This is a genomic window from Dyadobacter sp. SRI_021, from assembly GCF_057586235.1.
This window is the reverse complement of sequence record NZ_JBYCZM010000008.1, coordinates 150,485-170,106: the sequence shown is the minus strand read 5'-3', so window position 1 is coordinate 170,106 and position 19,622 is coordinate 150,485. Positions and strand designations below refer to the sequence as shown.

General features: G+C 50.0%; 15 protein-coding genes. 5 read left to right on the top strand and 10 right to left on the bottom strand.

All coding sequences use genetic code 11. The features are described from left to right. Positions 1 to 95 precede the first annotated feature (95 nt). On the top strand, positions 96 to 473 hold the full coding sequence (locus tag AC2YIT_RS23790) for a DUF423 domain-containing protein (protein ID WP_430843682.1): 378 nt from the start codon (positions 96 to 98) through the stop codon (positions 471 to 473). 174 nt (positions 474 to 647) lie between these two features. Here AC2YIT_RS23790 and rodA read toward each other — a convergent pair whose 3' ends face one another. The 8 genes from rodA to ruvC form a co-directional block, all read right to left on the bottom strand. Continuing rightward, entirely contained in the window at positions 648 to 1,931 is a 1,284-nt protein-coding gene (rodA, locus tag AC2YIT_RS23785; RefSeq protein WP_430843681.1) for a rod shape-determining protein RodA, read from the bottom strand. A gap of 22 nt (positions 1,932 to 1,953) precedes the next feature. Next, positions 1,954 to 3,942, bottom strand: coding sequence for a penicillin-binding protein 2 (gene mrdA / locus AC2YIT_RS23780; RefSeq protein ID WP_487280814.1), 1,989 nt, complete (start codon positions 3,940 to 3,942; stop codon positions 1,954 to 1,956). Between the two features lie 121 nt (positions 3,943 to 4,063). Beyond that, the gene (locus AC2YIT_RS23775) at positions 4,064 to 5,632 is read right to left on the bottom strand and encodes an NFACT RNA binding domain-containing protein (RefSeq protein ID WP_487280813.1); all 1,569 of its coding nucleotides are present in this window, start codon (positions 5,630 to 5,632) and stop codon (positions 4,064 to 4,066) included. A gap of 271 nt (positions 5,633 to 5,903) precedes the next feature. Further along, positions 5,904 to 7,478, bottom strand: a complete 1,575-nt coding sequence (locus AC2YIT_RS23770) for a DHA2 family efflux MFS transporter permease subunit (RefSeq protein WP_430843678.1) — start codon at positions 7,476 to 7,478, stop codon at positions 5,904 to 5,906. A gap of 41 nt (positions 7,479 to 7,519) precedes the next feature. Continuing rightward, on the bottom strand, positions 7,520 to 8,620 hold the full coding sequence (locus AC2YIT_RS23765) for an HlyD family secretion protein (RefSeq protein WP_430843677.1): 1,101 nt from the start codon (positions 8,618 to 8,620) through the stop codon (positions 7,520 to 7,522). Positions 8,621 to 8,739: 119 nt separating this feature from the next. Then, positions 8,740 to 10,080 carry a TolC family protein gene (locus AC2YIT_RS23760; protein WP_430843676.1) on the bottom strand — a complete coding sequence of 447 codons (1,341 nt, stop codon included), beginning with the start codon at positions 10,078 to 10,080 and terminating at the stop codon, positions 8,740 to 8,742. Next, entirely contained in the window at positions 10,058 to 10,702 is a 645-nt protein-coding gene (locus AC2YIT_RS23755) for a TetR/AcrR family transcriptional regulator (protein ID WP_430843675.1), read from the bottom strand. Before AC2YIT_RS23755 ends, AC2YIT_RS23760 begins: the two co-directional genes overlap by 23 nt. A gap of 266 nt (positions 10,703 to 10,968) precedes the next feature. Then, complete coding sequence (gene ruvC / locus AC2YIT_RS23750) at positions 10,969 to 11,553, bottom strand: crossover junction endodeoxyribonuclease RuvC (RefSeq protein ID WP_430843674.1); 585 nt, start codon at positions 11,551 to 11,553, stop codon at positions 10,969 to 10,971. Here ruvC and AC2YIT_RS23745 point away from each other — a divergent pair. Both AC2YIT_RS23745 and AC2YIT_RS23740 read left to right on the top strand, forming a co-directional pair. Continuing rightward, positions 11,552 to 12,553, top strand: coding sequence for a lysylphosphatidylglycerol synthase transmembrane domain-containing protein (locus AC2YIT_RS23745; RefSeq protein WP_430843673.1), 1,002 nt, complete (start codon positions 11,552 to 11,554; stop codon positions 12,551 to 12,553). The two genes, ruvC and AC2YIT_RS23745, sit on opposite strands and share 2 nt — an antisense overlap. After that, the gene (locus AC2YIT_RS23740) at positions 12,535 to 13,704 is read left to right on the top strand and encodes a glycosyltransferase (RefSeq protein WP_487280812.1); all 1,170 of its coding nucleotides are present in this window, start codon (positions 12,535 to 12,537) and stop codon (positions 13,702 to 13,704) included. The genes AC2YIT_RS23745 and AC2YIT_RS23740 overlap by 19 nt, the downstream gene beginning before the upstream one ends. A gap of 96 nt (positions 13,705 to 13,800) precedes the next feature. On the opposite strand, the gene AC2YIT_RS23735 is transcribed toward AC2YIT_RS23740, so the two are convergent. Together AC2YIT_RS23735 and AC2YIT_RS23730 are read right to left on the bottom strand one after the other, a co-directional pair. Continuing rightward, complete coding sequence (locus AC2YIT_RS23735) at positions 13,801 to 15,882, bottom strand: choice-of-anchor A family protein (RefSeq protein ID WP_487280811.1); 2,082 nt, start codon at positions 15,880 to 15,882, stop codon at positions 13,801 to 13,803. Between the two features lie 410 nt (positions 15,883 to 16,292). After that, complete coding sequence (locus tag AC2YIT_RS23730) at positions 16,293 to 17,114, bottom strand: XRE family transcriptional regulator (RefSeq protein ID WP_430843670.1); 822 nt, start codon at positions 17,112 to 17,114, stop codon at positions 16,293 to 16,295. 128 nt (positions 17,115 to 17,242) lie between these two features. Here AC2YIT_RS23730 and AC2YIT_RS23725 point away from each other — a divergent pair, with 128 nt between their 5' ends. Continuing rightward, on the top strand, positions 17,243 to 18,142 hold the full coding sequence (locus tag AC2YIT_RS23725; RefSeq protein WP_487280810.1) for a MerR family transcriptional regulator: 900 nt from the start codon (positions 17,243 to 17,245) through the stop codon (positions 18,140 to 18,142). Continuing rightward, positions 18,102 to 19,622: a phytoene desaturase family protein gene (locus AC2YIT_RS23720; RefSeq protein WP_430843668.1), complete on the top strand. Its 1,521-nt coding sequence runs from the start codon at positions 18,102 to 18,104 to the stop codon at positions 19,620 to 19,622. Before AC2YIT_RS23725 ends, AC2YIT_RS23720 begins: the two co-directional genes overlap by 41 nt.

Here is a 19,622-nt window from a genome sequence, read left to right as displayed (position 1 = left end):
CGGACCTAACTTTACCGGACCGATTTGCCCGGAATACAGAAAGCGGCAAATGGCTTTTGTACAATTTAACCAATACCTTGATACCAGTTTACGATATGAAATTCATGATACAGGCAGGCGGCATCCTCGGTGCACTGGCCGTTTCCCTCGGCGCGTTCGGCGCGCATGCATTAAAAGGAATGCTGGAAGCTTCCGGCCGCACCGAAACGTTTGAAACAGCCGTAAAATACCAGTTTTACCACGCCCTCGCGATGGTGCTCGTAGGCATACTCATGCAACGCGCGGGCGAAGATGCCGTGAAGTTGCTGGGCTGGTCGGGCAATGCATTCGCGGTAGGCGTGATCATTTTCTCCGGCTCATTGTATGCGATCTGCTTCACCGGCATTACCAAATTCGGCGCCACGGCACCAATCGGCGGACTCGCACTGATCGCAGGCTGGGTGCTGCTGATTGTGGCTGCTGGCAAGTTATGAATGACTGAATTTCGAATGACCGAATGATTGAATGATTGAATTTCGAATGATTGAATGACTGAATGAAGGAAATTAATAGTCAGGAGGTCATTCATTGTGAATATTGAAACAATAAATGACTATCATGACAATACCTGACGCATTCAGTCATTCAATCATTCGGTCATTCAATCATTAACCTCTGGATAGCGTAAACGGCCGCTGCGCGTCGATTTTCAGGAAGATAAAGAGGAGTACCGAAAAGGACCACAACGACGAACCTCCGTAGCTGAAAAACGGTAACGGGATACCAATAACGGGCATCAGCCCGATGGTCATCCCAACGTTGACCAGAAAGTGGAAGAAAATAATCCCGGCCACACAATAGCCATATACCCTGGCGAAGCGACTTCGCTGTCGCTCGGCGAGCACTACCAGCCTGGAAATCAGTGCTACAAAAAGCAATACTACGACAGTCGTCCCCAGGAAACCGTGCTCCTCTCCCACTGTACAGAAAATAAAGTCGGTGCTCTGCTCAGGCACGAAGTCGAATTTGGTTTGGGTACCCTGCAAAAAGCCCTTACCCCAAAGCCCGCCGGAACCGATGGCGATTTTGGACTGGATCACGTTCCAGCCGATACCGCGAGGATCCGAATCAGGGTCTAGCAAGACCATAATGCGACCTCTCTGGTGTTTTTGAAGCACATTATTCATAAAGAAATCCACCCCGAACACGATCCCGATCATCACCAAAGCAACGATGATCGTAGCCCAGAGTCCGCCGCGCCGCCGTGTCATGACCGGCATCAGCCAGATCACCAACCCGGCGATCACGATAATGGCTCCGGCAATATACCATTTGACAAATAGCAAGGTAATGATTAGCAAAGCCGCACCGATCATCCCGATCGCGGGAATGAAACCGGGCATTCCTTCGCGGTAAAGTACGATCGCGAACGAGGCAAAAACCAGCATGGAGCCCGTTTCATTCGATAAAAGGATCAGAAATGCAGGTAATGCGATAATCCCCATGATCGGGTAATAGTCCTTTAACTTCCGATTGAGACTGATCGCGGGATCGCTCAGGTATTTGGAAATGGCCAGGCTCACCGCCAGCTTCGAAAACTCGGCCGGCTGTAACGAAAAACTACCCAGTTTGATCCACGAGCGCGATCCATTGATGTTAGAACCCGCGAATAGCACGACCACGAGCAGGAATATCACCACCGCATATATCACGAAAGAAAACGTCTCGTAAAACTTGTAATCTATCACAAGAATGCAAATAATCAGCAACGCAGCCGTCCCGATCCACATCAGCTGTTTTCCGGCATTGTTCGACAAATCGAACATATTCGTGTGCGCTTCCGGATTGTAAACGGCGGCATAGATATTCAACCAGCCAATCATCAGGCAAGCGATGTAAATCAGCACCACCATCCAGTCTACGTTCTTGGTAATCGGCTTGCTTTCAGCCATTTCAGTATCGGTTTGTAAGTTCTTAAAGTGCTTTTTGCTGGCTCTGCTTTGGCAGGGTTACCGGTCCCCTCATCGCAGCCGGGTTGGCCGGATGCGGTGCGCCCGGCAGGCGGTTGGCCGGATCGTTCGGGTCGCCGGTCGGCTTTTTCACCTCTTCTTTCTTCTTCGTTTCAGATTCGCCCGGCTTTTTCGTCGTCGGCAGCACCACTTTGCTCATCAGGTCGAGCTTCATCATACGCTCTTCCAGCGCCTTGTTGGTCACTTTCCGCGACAGGTATTTTTCGATGATCAGGTTGGCAATAGGCGCCGCCGCCGAACCACCCGCTCCCGCATTCTCCACGAACACGGCTATGGCGATTTTGGGGTCATCTACGGGCGCAAATGCAATAAAAATCGAATGGTCGTCCCCCCGCTTATTCTGTGAAGTACCTGTTTTACCTGCGATCGTAATACCTTCGACCTTGGAGCGACGTGCCGTACCTGCCTCCACCGCTCCGATCATCCCTTCGATCACCGGCTCGAAATTATGCGCATCTACGCCGGTTTCGTGCCTTTCGAGAAACTCCGGCTTCACGGTTTTCTTGTCGCCAATACCATGGATAACGTGCGGCGTGTAGTAATAACCGCGGTTGGCGATAATAGCCGCCACATTCGCCATTTTCAAGGGCGTGATCAGCAACTCGCCCTCGCCGATACTCAGCGAGTAGATGTTCGAGAACTTCCACCGATACTCGCCGTAAAAGCGGTCGTAGTATTTCTTGTCAGGCAAATTACCCTTGTACTCACTCGGCAAATCGATCCCGAGCCGCTGCCCGATCCCGAACTTCGCAATGTCGTCGTGCCAGGCATCCAGCCCCACGGCCGAGGCCTTGAAGGTGTTTTTGATATTATTTTTATAAATCAGCCTCCTGAATACATTGTAGAAATAAGGGTTGCAGGAATGCGTCACCCCGAGCGCCACTGTACTCGTCGCGGGGTGGTTGTGGCATCCTACCGGGCAGTTGGCGTGCGTAAAACCGCTGCTGGGCGTGATCACGCCTTCCTGTAAACCGATCAGCGCCTGGATCAGCTTGAATGTGGAGCCCGGCCGGTAGCTGGCCATGACCGGCCTGTTGAACAACGGCTTGTACGGGTTGCGGGCCAGTGCAGCGAAGTTCTTGGAAAAGTAGCGGCTCGCAAGAATGTTCGGATCGTAAGTCGGAGCCGAAACCATGGAAATGATCTGCCCGGTTTTCGGCTCTATCGCCACCACACTCCCTACCTTGTTCACCATCAGGCTATCGGCATACTGCTGCACTTCGAGGTCCAGGCCGGTATAAAGGTTTTCACCGGCCACCGCCATCGTATCGAGCTCCCCGTTTTTCCAGGAGCCCTTGTATACCCCGGCTACGTTTTGCATTACAAACTTCGTTCCCCTTTTCCCCCTCAGCTCGTTTTCATAAATGCGCTCGATGCCGCTCTGACCAATGTAATCGCCTTGCCGGTAGTAGGGTTCCTCCTGTTTTTCGAGCTGACCTTTGGTGATCTCGCTCACATACCCGAGCGTATTCGCGAGCGTGGGCGCGGTGTAGGTACGCAGGGAGCTTTTGGCAAACTCAAAACCTGAGTAATCGACCATAATGTCCTGGATCGATGCAAAATCCTCTTTTGAAAGCTGTCGTAAGAACAACGACGGCTTCACGCGGCTGTAAGCGCTTGCTGCGGCCATGAGGCTATCGAAATCGTGCCTTTCAATACCCAAAACCTGGCAAAAACGCAACGTATCGTCCATTTTTACCTTGTAGGGCGTCACGAGCAGGTCATAAACGGGTGTATTATATACGATTAACTTCCCATAACGGTCGTAGATCTGACCGCGGAACGGGATTTCGGTAACACGTTTGATGGAGTTGCTGGAAGACTCTATAGAATAGCTCTCATCCAGCACCTGGAGGTAGAAAAGTCGTAATAAGTATATAACACCTACTAAAGCAAAGAATCCTATGATAACAAATCGACGACTTTCGAGCATTCTGCACTAAAAATTCCGGTTCTCAATTTTCACACGAAGTTCGCAATAGCAAAAGATTATTCAAAGGGAGATTTCGGTTAATAAATAATAAAAACTTCATTTTTAGGACATTTGCTCCCTTCTATTCTCCCTTAGCCACTACCATCACGATATCCTCCTTGTCTATCAGCACGAGACCATCGGGAAGGCCTTTCGGTTTGCGGATAAATTTCTTCGGTGTGACGATCACAGGACATAACGAATCGTTCTTACGTTTCGAATAAAATGCCGCCAACTCCGCAGCCCGCTCGATTACCGGCGCGGGAAATTTGCGTCCGGGCTGGTTTTTCACTACTACATGCGAACCTGTTACATCCTTCGCGTGGAGCCACAAATCCTCCTTATGCGCCTGCTTCGTCAGCAAATCGCTGTTCTTGGCATTCCGCCCGATCAGAATGGTGTAGCCCATAAAATCGACGCGTTTGAAAAGGTCATCCATGGCCGGGGCTGCGTTCCCTTGTTCCAACTTGTTGGCCTTGATATAAGCCCGCAGATCGCGCAGTAGTTCAATACCTTCAATATGCTCCAAGTGCCCCCGCAATCTCCTCCGGTCTGCCTCGCGCGCGGCGATACTATCATTCAGCCTGTCTATTTCGATCTTTTCGTTCTTGGCCTTCCGGTAATAACCTTCCGCATTCTTCTGCGCGGACAGATCTTTTTTCAATTTAATGGTAATGGGCTGATCCCGATAAAAGTCGTAGAGTTCCACTTTTTCGGCCCGCTCGGGAATAATGTGCAGGTTGGCCATGATAATATTAGCGAGCTCATCGTTTTTCGTCGCATTTTCCAGGTCTACGAGTTTCTGAAAAGTATTTTCAAGATAATTATCCGTCTGCTGAATGCGCTTTTTCAACAATCTTACGATGTCGGCCTTCTCCTTGTCCAGCCCGCTTAGCCGGATATAAGCCAGGTAAAACGCATTCAATGCCTCAATAGGATCATGCAGCACCTGCACAACCTCACCCGTTTCGAAAAGTGTGAGCGCGGGGATATTTTCAATTTTGGTAACGTAAAAAACCGACGATTCCAGCTCCTTCAACACTCCCTGCACAATGGCCCAGCGTTCAGTCAGATCCTCCTTCCCGGCGAGCTTATCGGAAAGGTATTTGTTAGCAACCTTTCCAAATGTCGGAAACAATGGCTCGAAGCGCCCACCATTCGCCACAAACGCCTCCCACGACTGATCGATCTCCCTATTCAGCGACGCTACGGTGAGGCCGCGGTCTGTTGACAGTTTGTTATTAAAAAGCTGCGTAACCTCGCCTTCCGCATTCAACGAAATGAAATTGGATCGGTTCCCGAAGAGTTTGAATATCAAATCCCTGCCGCTTTCAAAATGCACCTGAATCGCTCGCTCATTGCTGCAGACCTTCACAAACTCGACCGTATCTCCTCCGAAATCATTAAACAGATTGACACTATTCCGCCGCGCACGATCAAACCGCTCGGGAAAACTGAGGCAGGAAAAACTGTTTGTTAGCGTCGCTTTGATGAAGAATGGCTTTACAAGCTCCTCCCCGCTCTCCTGCTCCGCGAATACAATAATGAGTTCATCCCTTTGCTGGCTGAATGCTTCCACGAAATGTTTTCCGGCCAATTCAGAATGCAGGCGCGGCGCGAGTTGTTTGAGGAAATGGTAGTTCTGATGCACTTATTAATCGGGATTGTATTCGGGCAAATGTAGGGAGGAATGGAGGAAGGAGAAAGGGAGGAGTGAATAATTGAAAAAACGGCACATCTGTAGCGGTATCAAAGCAACAGAGGGCGGGGCTTCGTGCATACCCGACCGGCCGGAGGCCTGCGAATAGTTTTCGAAGCGGGAGCTTCGAATGATCCATCCCCCTCCCTTTTCTCCTTTTAAACAAGAGAAGCCTCCCAGTGTTGGAAGGCTTCTTCTGCAATACTACTACACTTAAAAAACACTAGTGCACGGACGAAGGATCGACTTTTGTTTTGCCGCTCCGCGTCCATAACACAAAGGGAACACAAATCAAAAACATCACGCCCAGGTACAGGAACACATCCATGTACGACATTACCTGTGCTTGCTTGGACACCGTATAGTCCAACATTTTATATCCGCTGTTCAGCGCGACGTCGGGCGTCATCCCTTTGGCCATGAAGCTATGTTGCAAGCCTTCGACACGCTGCTGTACAACAGGGTTGTTCACATCCAGCTTACTCACCAGGTCGTTGCGGTGGGCCATGTTCTGTCGTGCAATAAACGTGGTGATTACCGCCACACCGAACGAGCCGCCCAGTTGCCGCATCATACCGGTGAATGCAGCCCCCTCCCCGATTTCGCGGCCTTTCAGCGTCGATAATGCCAGGGTAGTAATGGGTACAAAAAGGAGTCCCAAGCCAATACCGCGAACGATGAGCATGCTGAAAAACGCATCTTTACCGGTGTCGGGCGTCAATATGAGGTAGCCCCAGTAGCTATACACAAAAAAGAATATCATTCCGATGGCGACGAGATACTGTTGTTTCACGCCGCGTTGCAGCAACTGGCCTACAACAGGCATCATCATCGCTGTCACGATTGCCGCGGGTACCATGAGCATACCCGATTGCGTGGCCGTCCAGCCCAGCGTCGCCTGGGTGTAAAGCGGGATAATGAATGTCGAGCCATACAAGCCGAAGCCCAGGATGAAGGATAGAACCGTTCCCACCCTCAGGTTACCGTTGGCGAGCACGCGCAGGTTCACAATGGGGTTTTTGTAGGTCCATTCTCTCCAAATGAAGAAGAAGAATGCAAAAACGGATACGACGGTGAGAATCAGAATAATCTCGTCATTAAACCAGTCTTCTTCCTGCCCTTTTTCGAGGACATATTGCAACGAACCTACGGCGACGGCCAGGAGGATAATACCCCACCAGTCGATTTCATTAGCCGCTTTTTTAGCAGCGAATTTCGGGCTCCTTACAAATTCCATAGTCAGCATCGCTGCGATGATACCCAGTGGAATGTTGATATAGAAAATGTACGGCCAGCTGTAATTATCTACTATATAGCCACCCAGCGGCGGGCCCAAAGTAGGGCCTACAATCACACCCAGACCATAAATGGCCTGCGCAATCCCACGTTTTTCGGGCGGGTAACTTTCGGTGATCAGCGTTTGCGCGGTTACGAGCAATGCACCGCCACCGAACCCCTGTATCAATCTGAAAAATACCAGCTCCCATATATTATCGGCATTACCGCACAGAAAAGAGGCCACTGTAAATATGATGATCGAAGCGGCAAAGTAGTTGCGACGGCCAAACTGCTGCGAGAGCCAACTGGTCATTGGCACGATGATCACATTACCGATTGCGTAAGCGGTAATCACCCAGCTCACCTCCGACAATGTACCGCCGAGGTTTCCGCGCATGTCGTTGAGCGCCACGTTCACGATCGTGGTATCCACGATTTCCAACAGCGCACACAATACAGCCGTGATGGTAATGATTACCCTGCGGTAGCCGTATTCGACGAGTGATTCCTGTAATTCCATTCGTTATTGGTTTTTAGAATCAAAAATTCGGTTCGGACACCTTAGTTCAGTTCCACGTCCACGAACACGTTCATGCCCGGGCGCAGCTGCGCGATTTTTTCGTCGTCGGCTTTGGTAAACTCGATGCGTACCGGCAGGCGTTGTACCACTTTCACGAAGTTACCACTCGCGTTGTCAGGAGGCAGCAGCGCGAAACGGGCGCCGGTTGCAGGCGAGAAAGATGCCACCCGGGCGTCGAACTCGTGTTCAGGATAAGCGTCCACATGGATTTTCACATGCTGGCCGATCTTCATTTTGGTCAATTGCGTCTCCTTGAAGTTCGCAGTTACCCATGGCTTATGGGTTGAAATAATGCTGAACAGCGATTGTCCTGCCTGCAGGTATTGGCCAAGCTGCGCATTCACTTTGGACACGCGGCCATCAGTAGGCGCCGTAATGACGGTATACGACAGGTTCAGTTCCGCATTCGCAATCTCCGCCTGACGAGCCTTGATGTTCGCATTCGCTACGGCCGATTGTACCGACGTAGCTTTGGTTTGACGACCGGCAGCCTTTGCCTGACGTTCGGCGGCTGCTTTCTGAGCCTCCAACACTGCCAGTGCACGTTCTGCTTTTTGTTTGGTCGCCTGTGCCTGCTCAAATTCCTGTTGGGTGATCGAGTGGTCCTTGATCAGGTTTTCGTAACGTGCGTAATCCTGATTAGCTCTCCAGAGATTTACCTTCGCTTCCTCGATCTGCGCGGCCACTACGGCGATATTCGCTTCGTAAGTAATGCCGCTGGCAGCCGACGCGTTGGTCGTTTCATGCGCCACGGTCAGGCTGCCTTCGGAACCCAGGAGGCCGGCTTTGGCTTGTTCAAGTTTGATGATCTGGTCGCGGTTATCGAGCACGATCAGTGTATCGCCTTTTTTTACAGTCTGGTTATCCTTCACGCGGATTTCGGTCACATATCCTGATATTCTGGGAATTACCGGGCTGATATCCGAGTCGATCTGTGCGTCGTCGGTTTCTTCATGGTGCAGGCCGTGGTTGTATTTGGTAAAACCCCAGGTACCGCCGCCGATAATCAGCGCAGCCAGGATAATGAGGAAGCGGGTATTTTTCTTTTTAGGTGCTTCTTCGGTGATGTTTTTGGTTTCCATATCAATTTTGAATGATTGAATGACTGAATGAGTGAATGTTTGAATGCGGGAGGAAAGGGAGGATGGGGTTTGCTTATTTTTTCAAAATTTTAACACTTCCTCCCTCCTCCCTTTCCTCCTTAATTAATGACTCCCGCTGTCTGTTCGAGTTTTTTGTATGCGACAACGGCATCGGCCTTCGCTGCTTCGTAATCGATGCGCGATTGTACCTGCGCCACATCTGCATCCAGCAGTTCGGTCGTAGTCACGAGGCTGTTGTCGTATTTGTTTTTGGTGATGCGATAGTTCTCATTGGCTTGTTCCACCGCTTTGGCATAAACATCGATCTTCTTTTTACTCAGCACGTAGTTGTAATAGGCCGTGTTCACTTCCAGGTGAATTTTGTCAAGAATGATCTGTTCATTGGTTTTCAATTGATAAGCCTTCGTACGGGCCTGCGCGATCTTGGCACCTGATTTCCAGAGCGATGCGACATCATATTTAAAACCAATGCCCGCATTTACCGCGTTGGGAACGGTCACAACACCCGGGATACTCAATGCCACATAACCGGCCGAGAGGGCTACGCTTGGATACAAATCCGCTTTCGCTACCTTGATATCGCTATCTGCCGCTTTCTGACGGATACCGTTCGCTGCGAAATCTTTACGGTGTTCGAGCGCCGTCTGCTCCCATGCTGCTGCATTGCCTTCTTCTTTTAGGACGGCAAAACTGTTGGAATCAGCTTCAAGCACCGTTTCTTCGGGCAAACCCAGCAACAGGTTCATATTAATGGTAGTGATTTTTAAATCGTTTTGCGCATTCAGCAATGCCAGCTCAACATTAGATTCCTGTAATTTGGCTTTCATCAGGTCGTTGCGGGCCAGCATTCCGTTCTTTTCCCGGTTGGTAAACTCCTGCACCCGCTCACGCTCGCTTGCGAGGTTTTCGGTTACGAGGTCTACCGCTTTCTGGGCTTTGTAAAGGTTACCATAGGCAGCGACGGTGTTCTGGATTACAGCCTCGCGATCATTGTCCGCATCCAGTTTTGCGGCTTGCTCTACATACCGGGCCGATTCGAGGCCATATTTGAAACGAAAACCCGAAAACAGTGGCATCGACGCGCTCGCCATTCCGTACATCGCCTGGTGCACATTCGGCATACCTCCTGAGTTACCGGTGCTGTCGTTGCCTTCCTGCTTGATTTTCAGGTTCACATTCGGCGAGTTCACCCGCAAATAGGAACCCGATACACTGAAACTCGGCAACTGATTTTCTTTCACCTGACGGATTCCCAGCCCGGCGAGATCGATGTTGCTTTGGCTCAGTTTCAACTGCTTGCTGTTTTGCAGGCTCATGGTTATCGCCTCTTCCAGCTTGATCGTGCGTGCGCTTTGTCCGTACGAATGGCCGACCGCGACAATCCAGATGATCCCGATTGCCAGATAAACCATTCTTTTAATTCTGGATGTGGTGTTCATTGGTTATTGTTGATTTAAATAGGTTCTTAAGATGCTGGCTCAGTTCATTCCGCAAATGCTTCTTGAATTCTTCATCTGACAGATGTTCGAGACCATTGAGAATTTTATAAAAATCCTGCGTGGCAATGGCATAATTGATTGTGCCGTAAAGTGTAGTAGTTACCAGGCTCACATTGATATCCTTCCGGAAATCGCCGGTCTCCTGCCCCTCGCGGATCATGCGTTTGATCAGCGCTACGTTACGCATTTTCAGCCCGCGGATATATTCGGAAATCACGGGCGTCCGCTCCGAGGATAGTTGCTCACGCAGCATGATGTTATGAAAGCATTGGTTGCCGATCAACCGATCGATCACGCTGTCGATGAAAACATTGAACTTTTGGAGTGCCGAAAGCTCGCTGAGCATCATCAGGGTTTCCAACCGGGAGCTCGACTCTGTCATACGTAGCTGGAAAAGTGCCTCGATCAACTTTTCCTTCGAACCGAAATAGTAGGATATCATCGAGACGTTCACATCCGCTTCCTGGGCAATATCCCTGACCGAAGTCCCGGCAAAACCTTTCTGTGAAAACAGCCGCTCCGCCACTTCTATTATCTGCAATTGTTTCGCGTTGTATTCCATTTAAGTAGCTCATTAGCAGGGATTTTTTTTGCTTTTTGCTAAGGGCGCTACAAAGGTAACCGGCTGTTAAACAAAAATCAAACGATCGTTTGATTTAATTAAACAAACGTTTGATTAGTAAAAGCAAATGTTGGATTAGTACCATTAAAATTTTTTAATCTGAGAATTAAAAACACATTAATAGCTGATTATCAGAAAGATAATTACATAGCAATACCACCCGCCTCATAATGCGACCGGTATTATTATATTAAAAGCTCGCGATTTTACTTTACACGTCCGGGATTTTCGCTCACAAAGGCGTCCCAACCGCCCTTTTTGGCCTTCCTCGAACCGCCGGAAGCCGCCGAGGCGGGCGAATTGGCATGGTACTGATGGCAAATCGCGATGGCAATACCGTCGGTAGCATCCATAAATTCACGGCTAAGCTCCATTTTCAGAATCTTTTCGAGCATGTAGGCTACCTGCTCTTTAGATGCATTTCCGCTGCCGGTCACGGATTGCTTCACTTTTTTGGGGGAATACTCGACGATCGGGATATTGCGGGCGAGCGCCGCAGCCATAGCCACGCCCTGCGCGCGGCCAAGTTTGAGCATGGATTGTGCATTTTTACCGTAAAACGGGTCTTCAATTGCCATTTCATCGGGCAGGTAATCTTCGATTAGCTGGGTTAGGCGTTCAAAGATTTTCTTCAACTTCAACTCGTGCGTACTATATTTGCTCAAATGAATCACACCATATTGAACCAGCGAAATCTGCTGTCCTTTGACCGAGATCACCCCGTAACCCATCACCTGCGTGCCGGGATCAACCCCAATAATGACCTTTTCCGAAACCTCCGTTTTTAACATGGTGCAAGATAAGGAACTCTCCCCTCCAAAGCCAAAAAGCAACCAGGCAAACCTGCTCTGGATGATCAAGCTCGTGGTGACGGCGTTGATACTGAGTTACATTTACCGCACTTTCCGAAATGAGCAAAATGGCATCGGCGATATTGGAAACGTGTTCGGGGAGATATGGACCGTGCCGAACGCCCCGGTATTCGTGCTGATGGCGCTACTTGTGCCCGTGAACTGGGCACTGGAAAGCCTCAAATGGCGGAAACTCACTTCCCGCATCATACCGCTTTCGTTCCGTGAAGCCATGCGGGGAACGCTCACGGGCCTGGCTGTGGGTGTGGCCGTGCCTGCGCAGCTGGGCGATACGCTCGGGCGCGTGGCAGCCCTGAAATCCGACCGGCGACTCGAAGCGATCGGCGCTGCCCTGGTTTCCAACGGGATCCAGTTTTATGTGTCGGTATTCGCCGGTGCCTGTGGCTGGGTTTACCTGAACAACCAGCTTCCTATTCCCCAAACGGTGCGACTAATTGTGAATGGCGTTTTATTCCTGATCATTTGCCTGGGGCCAGCGCTGGTACCATTCAGAAAACAGATCGGTGCCTGGGCACCTTCGAGAAAGATTTTTGTCAAAATAAAGACGTATTTAAATGTAATAGGCCGTTACACACCTGCCGAACTGGCAACCGGTACCGGCTATGGCCTGCTGCGTTACCTAGTGTTCCTCACCCAGTTCGTACTTGCATTGTCGCTGTTTCATTTTCAAGTAAGTGCCGGACAGCTGGCAGCGTGCGTTACGTTGATTTTTTTAGCTAAAACACTGATCCCGGCAATTAATGTGCTGGGCGACCTGGGCTTACGCGAATTTACAGCCCTGGTAGTGTTCGCACCATTCAAGCTGCCTGCCGAGCAGGTCGTCGCCGCCACGTTCCTGATCTGGATATTGAACGTCCTCGGCCCGATACTCGTAGGCATATTCCTGATCTGGAAATACAAATGGAAGAAATCCCGATGAACAGCATCGCATTCATTTCCTGGACAGCAACGGCCATCTGGATATTACTGGGCAGCTATGCGGTCTTCACTCTGGCATTAACTTTTCTATGGTCCGGGATCCCCAAGCCTGCGGCGCCCGCCAGCATTCCCGCTGACCTTTTTATTACGGTCATCATACCGGTACGGAATGAGGCCGGCAACATTCTCTTCCTGCTCGAAGACCTGGAACGACAAACCCTGTCGGTTAATCATTTCGAGGTCTTAATCATGGACGACAGCTCCACGGACAACACAGCTGCAATAGTCCATGCATTCGCCCAAAATTCAAAGGCACAGATAAAACTGATCCCCCTACCCGATGTGCGCACTTCGGCACCTAAAAAACGGGCAATTGAAACGGCAATCGGGCACGCGCGAGGCAAACTGGTCGTAACCACCGACGGTGACTGCCGCGCTCAGGCGGGCTGGTTGCACGCGATCGCATCGTGCTACCTGCGCACTGGCGCGAAGCTGATTAGCTCGCCCGTCACTTTTACGGACGAAACCAGCCTCACCGACCATTTGCAGACCGTTGAATTTGCCAGCCTGATCGGCAGTGGTGCGGCTTCGATGGCGGCCGGCTATCCGTCGATGTGTAATGGGGCAAACCTTTCCTATGAGAAAGCCACTTTCCTGGAAGTAAGCGGTTATGACGGCGTCCGGCACATTGCCTCGGGCGACGACGAATTCCTGATGCACAAAATCGCCGCACGGTTCCCCGGTTCGGTACATTTCCTCCGCCACCGCGACGCCATCATCCGCACCGCACCGCACCGCAACTGGGCCAGCTTTTACAGGCAGCGAAAACGCTGGGCCAGCAAATGGAAGCATTACCAAAGCAAAACCCCACTGGTGCTTGCCGTTTACATCTTCGCGAGTAATTTTTCGATCCTGCTCGCAGGAGGACTTGCGTGCCTCGGAGGCATTACCACGGCTACCTTTGGGGGAATGCTCGCGTTAAAATGCATTCCCGAATGGTTCTTCCTGGGCTCCGTACTCAGTTTTCTACAAAAAAGAAGGTCTCTTGCATTCATCCCTGTAACTCAACTCTTCTATCCTCTATACGTTTGCTTTTTCGGATTGGCCGCTCAGAAAGGCGAGTACGAGTGGAAAGGAAGGAAACTTTCTTAGATCAGACAGGCGCGGCCGGTCAGGCATATAAAAAAGCTGCCAGCAAAATGCCGGCAGCTTTAAGTTTCACATAACGCTATATAAGATCAATTCATTCTACTTTTTGAGCACTTTCGAGGAATACTTCCCTTCCGCATTTACAACGTCCACAATATACATTCCCTGTGCAAAAGCCTGAACATTAACTTTGATTTCTGTTTGACCGGTCACCGGCATTGCCTGATAAACCTGTTTTCCTGCTAGTGTGTAGATTTCGATTTTTTTCACCGGTGAGAAACTTCTGACATTCATTTCGTCCTGGGTAGGGTTCGGGAAGAAATCCACCGCCAACCGGGCGTCGCAGGTTCCGGCTTGTACGCTGCGAACTGCGCTGTATTCGAATGTCTCGTCGTTATCTACCTGCTTCAGACGATAATAGTAGCTCTTTACAGGTACAGACTCTGATGAAAATGGTGTGTCGTTGAAACTATATGTGGCCTTGGTGGCGTCGTAACCGATCCGCGCAACAGCACTGTAAGTCTTTGCATCTGACGAGCGCTCGACTTCAAAATGTGAGAAATTTTTGGCCTCGGTTACCTTCCATTTCAGTTCCGCATTGCAATTTACATTTTGTACATTAAAAAATGCTAATGTTACCGGTAAAGCTGTTGAAGGCGGCGGTGAAGTATAACATGCTGTGGTCGACCTCGGGAAGGTAATGTTCAGCACTGTCGATGGATCGACGGTCACACGGATGCTCGCTCCATCCGTACGCAACGAGCCGTAGCGGTCTTCCGGGGCCTCCACCCACTTGCTGTTTTCCTGCTTGTATCCTGGCCATGCAATGCCATTTCCATTGATATCCACAGCAGCACCCGGAAACAGAAGACTACCTGTCAGGGGCAAATCATTATCTTCCTGAATCACTTTTCCGTCAGAATTGATCCACTCAATTTTCGCTGTCTTTCCGGTCGCGTCGTAATTCGGTGTTACGCTATAATCCAGCCAGGGAGCATTTTTTATGCATTTCGAAGAAGCCGTAACGTCGATTTTCTTTTCAACCGGCTCGGGGATCGTGGGCAGGAATGGCCAGAAATGCACTTCGTCGCTCTTGTGTACAAAACTTTTGGCGATGATCTGTCCGTTGATATTTCCATTGTTCTCTTTCACCAAATCAGCCTGCGGGGCGAAAATGGTGCCGCTGATCTGTGCATTACCGCCCAGCGTAATGCCTTTGGTCGCATCCGGGAAATTGTAGATCACATAGCCGCCTTGTGAGTCGGACATACCACCGAAGCTGGGAAAATTAATGCGGTTGCTACCGGTCACCCCGCAGAATGTAGGGAAATCTACGATGTTGATGATCAGCCCAAAGTTATTGCTGGGAGATGTTTGTCCCAGCTGAGGGCCTTGCGGGATACCTTCGATGTTTGAATTTCCAATCTTGTTCCAAACAGCCGCAGAGACTGTCAATACGTTAATTTTGTTCGGATCAACGACAATTTTAGGGTTGTCGCCAATCGCGTTGGGATCAAGGTATGGCCCGATGGGGGCCGATGCCATGATGTCACCGTTCTGATCGCGGATAGGCAGGTTGTCCGCCATATCTCTCAGTTGGTTTGACCGCTTAATAAATGTGATGAATGCGCCATCGATATCGATCTGATTCGCGCCGGTTCCGAAGACATTTTCGCAAACCGGGTTCACCGATTCGCTCACACTTGGCGACCAGGTATTAATATTCGCATTGATCGTGATATTCGGTGTATCCCAGTATTGTTTGTTGTTTTCGGTGATGCGGATCGCGGACGCTGCATTGTTGTTGTCTTTGTACCAGACTTTCAGATTGGTACCCGAAGCATCGGAAGGAGTACAGTTCCCTATTTTTACGTAGTTGTCGCCGTTGACGATGAGCGAGCCGTTATTCAATTTCACCGCCCCCCGTACCGCCAGGCCGACCGATGCATTATTAACAAAAAGTACACCGTGCTGCTTGTTGAAACTGATCTGATATTGATCGGTGGTCACGTTTCCACCTACGGCGATAGGGCCTTCCGTTTCGCTGGATTGCAAAGTAGCGTTGCCCTTAATGAATATATTAAACCGCTGCGCGGCAGATGTAGGGCTTTGAGCTAAGGCTTGGTTTACATCTAACGAGAAGAGCGCTAATAGACTTATGAGGAGAGGTTTGGCAGACATTCAGTTGAGTCGTTTTATTTTCTTGCTCAACGAAAGTAGACCGCCCGTTTCGAACCATTATTCTTTTTGTGACCAGTCAGGAGTAGCTTGGGGTGACACCAACTTTTTAAGGGGTGACAAGTTTTCAAAAAATTGCACTAATCGAATATAATATACATCATTATATCAAAAAACATTAGCTTAACACAGACGTTCTAATACTTAGAGAATGATATTTATTCTACACAAACACTTAAAAATCACGCAATATTTCTAGAATTTCGTATTTTATTAAATATAAAACGTTCGATCCACACATTCTAACTCCATTTCTTACATTATAACATTTCCAATACGCTTTAACATACAAAAACAATAAAAGCCGGGTATTACCCCGGCTTGTCTAATTATTTGTAAAGTATTCGACTTACTTATTTAAAACTCGACCGCTTCTTCAATTCCCGCAGTTCATTTTGCATTTCCTGTAACATCCGCATGAGCTGTTGCATGTCGGTTTGCGGCTCAGGCAATGCCTTGCTATGGAAACTATAATATTCCCAAAGCTCAATCACTTCGCCAATCGGCACCGTATAAGCAAAATACTGTTTGTTGAACGATTGCAGCAGCATGGTACCAGCCTCCTGGTTAATCGTCACTTGCTTGAAGACAAAGTCCTGGTCACCCTTCAAAATAACAATACAAGGAGTTTCGGGTTTCACGGTCGTCCAGTCCTGAACATACCTCGTGATAATATCCGCCCCTTCGGGCACCGGCAACATGGAGTCTCCGACGGTCGGGAACATCCTGAACGTCCCGTTTTTGGGCACCGTAGGCAAGTTAAAACGAGGTAATGAAGCCAGGAACTCCGGATCGGCGTAACCGGAACGGTAACCCGCCCGCGCCTGTACCGGCACATATTCGATATTCTCCTTGTCTTCTTTATCAACCGTAATAGCCAACACGCGGATCTGGCTACCTTTCATAAACAGCTCGCTCCCCTCTTCCAGGTCTTTCAGTTTCTGATCGGAAAGCTTACCCAGGTCCATTTTCAGGAGGCTATCAATGCTCATCCGGAAATACTCAGAGAAATTGATCAGGTCATCGACAGTCGGATTGGCCGTCCTGCCACTTTCGATTGCATTGAGCTTCACCCTGCTGATCCCGAGCTTTTCCGCCAGCGCTTCCTGGCTCAATTTCTGACGCAAACGTAGGAATTTGATATTGACCGACCAGAATGTATCCTGCGCACCCATGAGTTGATATTTTTAAAATCAGACATAAGATATTATCAATATCAAAAGTAGCAGCAATTTTTATTTTTCCTACAAAAAAGTAAACAATTTATTTTGTTTAACTATTTTTGAAAAACATTAAACAATATATGTCTACCTATTCGATACGGGATCTCGAACGCATTACCAGCACCAGGGCACACACAATCCGCATCTGGGAGCAGCGCTACGGCCTGCTCGAACCGGAACGAACAGACACCAACATCCGATTCTACAACGATGAACACGTGAAGAAACTACTCAATGTCTGCACGTTGTTGAACCGGGGCATGAAAATTTCTCGCATCAGCCAGCTGAGTAATGCCGAAATATGCGAGGAGATCGACCGCATTATCGCGGAGTCGTTGCAAACGGATCAGCAAATCGAGGCGTGGATCAACCAGGCAGTGATCGCTATTGCGGCCTATGATGCGCCCTCATTCCATCGATTGTTCACCGACGCCTTGCAACGGCTTGGGATGGTCGCTACCTATGAAAAGGTCCTCTATCCGCTGCTTGTACGAACCGGGCTGATGTGGACCAAAGATGCGTTACTACCGGCCCAGGAGCATTTTTTATCAAACCTGATCCGGCAAAAACTATTTGCCGCCATCGACGCGCTGCCGGAGCCCGAATCGGGCCACCAGAAATGGCTGCTTTTCCTGCACGAGGGAGAAGAGCATGAAATCGGGTTGCTTTTTGCCTACTACCTGCTCTTGCGTGCGGGCCAGCACGCGGTGTACCTGGGCGCACGCGTGCCGTATCCCGACCTTCAAGCCGTAGCGAACGACATTGCTCCTACTCATATCTATACTTTTTTCGTAGGCAACCAGACCGAAAATCTGACGCCGCAGCTACTCGGCCAACTTGTTCACGACTTTCCGGATTGCCGGATCTGCTTTTCAGGCGACGTCGAAGGCCTTCAAAACGAACCAGCCGTGCGTCATATCAAATCCATTGAAGAACTACATGAAACAATCGGAAAGGATGCAAAACCTGCCAAGCCATAATGGAGCCCGCAAAAGCATCGGCGTGATCGGCGCCGGGTTTGCCGGGATGGCCGCCAGTGCCATTCTCGCAAACGCCGGCCATGAAGTGACGGTTTTTGAGAAAAACGATGCCATCGGCGGCCGGGCTCGGACGTTCTCCGAAATGGGTTTCACCTTCGATATGGGGCCAAGCTGGTACTGGATGCCGGACGTGTACGAACGCTTTTTCGGGCGATTCGACCGGAACGTCGCCGATTTATACCAACTCCGACAGCTCGACCCGGGCTTTGCAGTTGCCTTTCCCGACAATACCATAATTGACATTCCGGCCGATTTCGACGAGCTGTGCCGGTTATTCGAGCAAATAGAAACTGGCGCAGGCGACAAACTGCGTCGTTTCATCGCCGATGGGGAGTATAAATACCGCGTAGGAATGGATGAGATGGTATACAAGCCGAGCCATTCCATTACCGAATTCATCAGCTTACGCCTTTTCGGCCAGACGGTGCGTTTGCAGCTTTTCAGCTCATTCAGCAAACATGCGCGCCGGTTTTTCAAAGATCCGAGACTGCTCGCACTGATCGAGTTCCCGGTACTCTTCCTGGGCGCGATGCCCAAAGACACGCCCGCCTTGTACAGCCTGATGAACTACTCCGGCCTCAAACAGGGCACCTTTTACCCGATGGGCGGATTTGGAAAGGTGGCCGACGTGTTTCACGACATTGCCCGGCAAGCTGGCGTGCAGTTCCGCACCTCCGAGGCCGTTGAAAAACTGGAAACCTCCAATGGGTGCGTCCGGCATATTCATACCATCAGCCGGTCGATAGCAGCAGACGCGGTGATTGGCAGCGCCGATTACCGGCATATCGAGCACGCTTTACTATCCGCACCGGACCGACATTACAAGGAAAGGTATTGGGCTGATCGCACCTTTGCGCCTTCCTGCCTGCTGTTTTACCTCGGTGTCAGCAAGCGCATTACCCGGCTGCGACACCATAATCTGTTCTTCGACCAGGATTTCGGGCTGCATGCCGAGGAAATTTACCAACGCAAAATGTGGCCTACCGCACCGCTATTCTATGTGTGCTGCCCGTCGGTCACTGATCCGTCGGTAGCGCCCGAAGGCCATGAAAACCTGTTCATACTCATGCCTATTGCCAACGGTCTGCCTGACCCCGAACCGATCCGCGAGCATTATTACCAGTTGTTAATGGACCGGCTCGAAAAGTTCGCCGGCGAGACGATCCGCGACCACGTGGTATTAAAGAAAAGCTATTGCGTTTCCGATTTCAAAAACGATTACAACGCATATCAGGGCAATGCGTACGGACTCGCCAATACGCTACGGCAGACTGCGGTTTTCAAACCCAAACTGAAAAGCCCGAAAGTGCAAAATCTGTTTTTCGCCGGCCAGCTTACCGTCCCGGGGCCCGGCGTACCTCCCGCGATCATTTCCGGCACCATTGCCGCTCACGAAGTTCTCAAATACCTAAACAGCTAG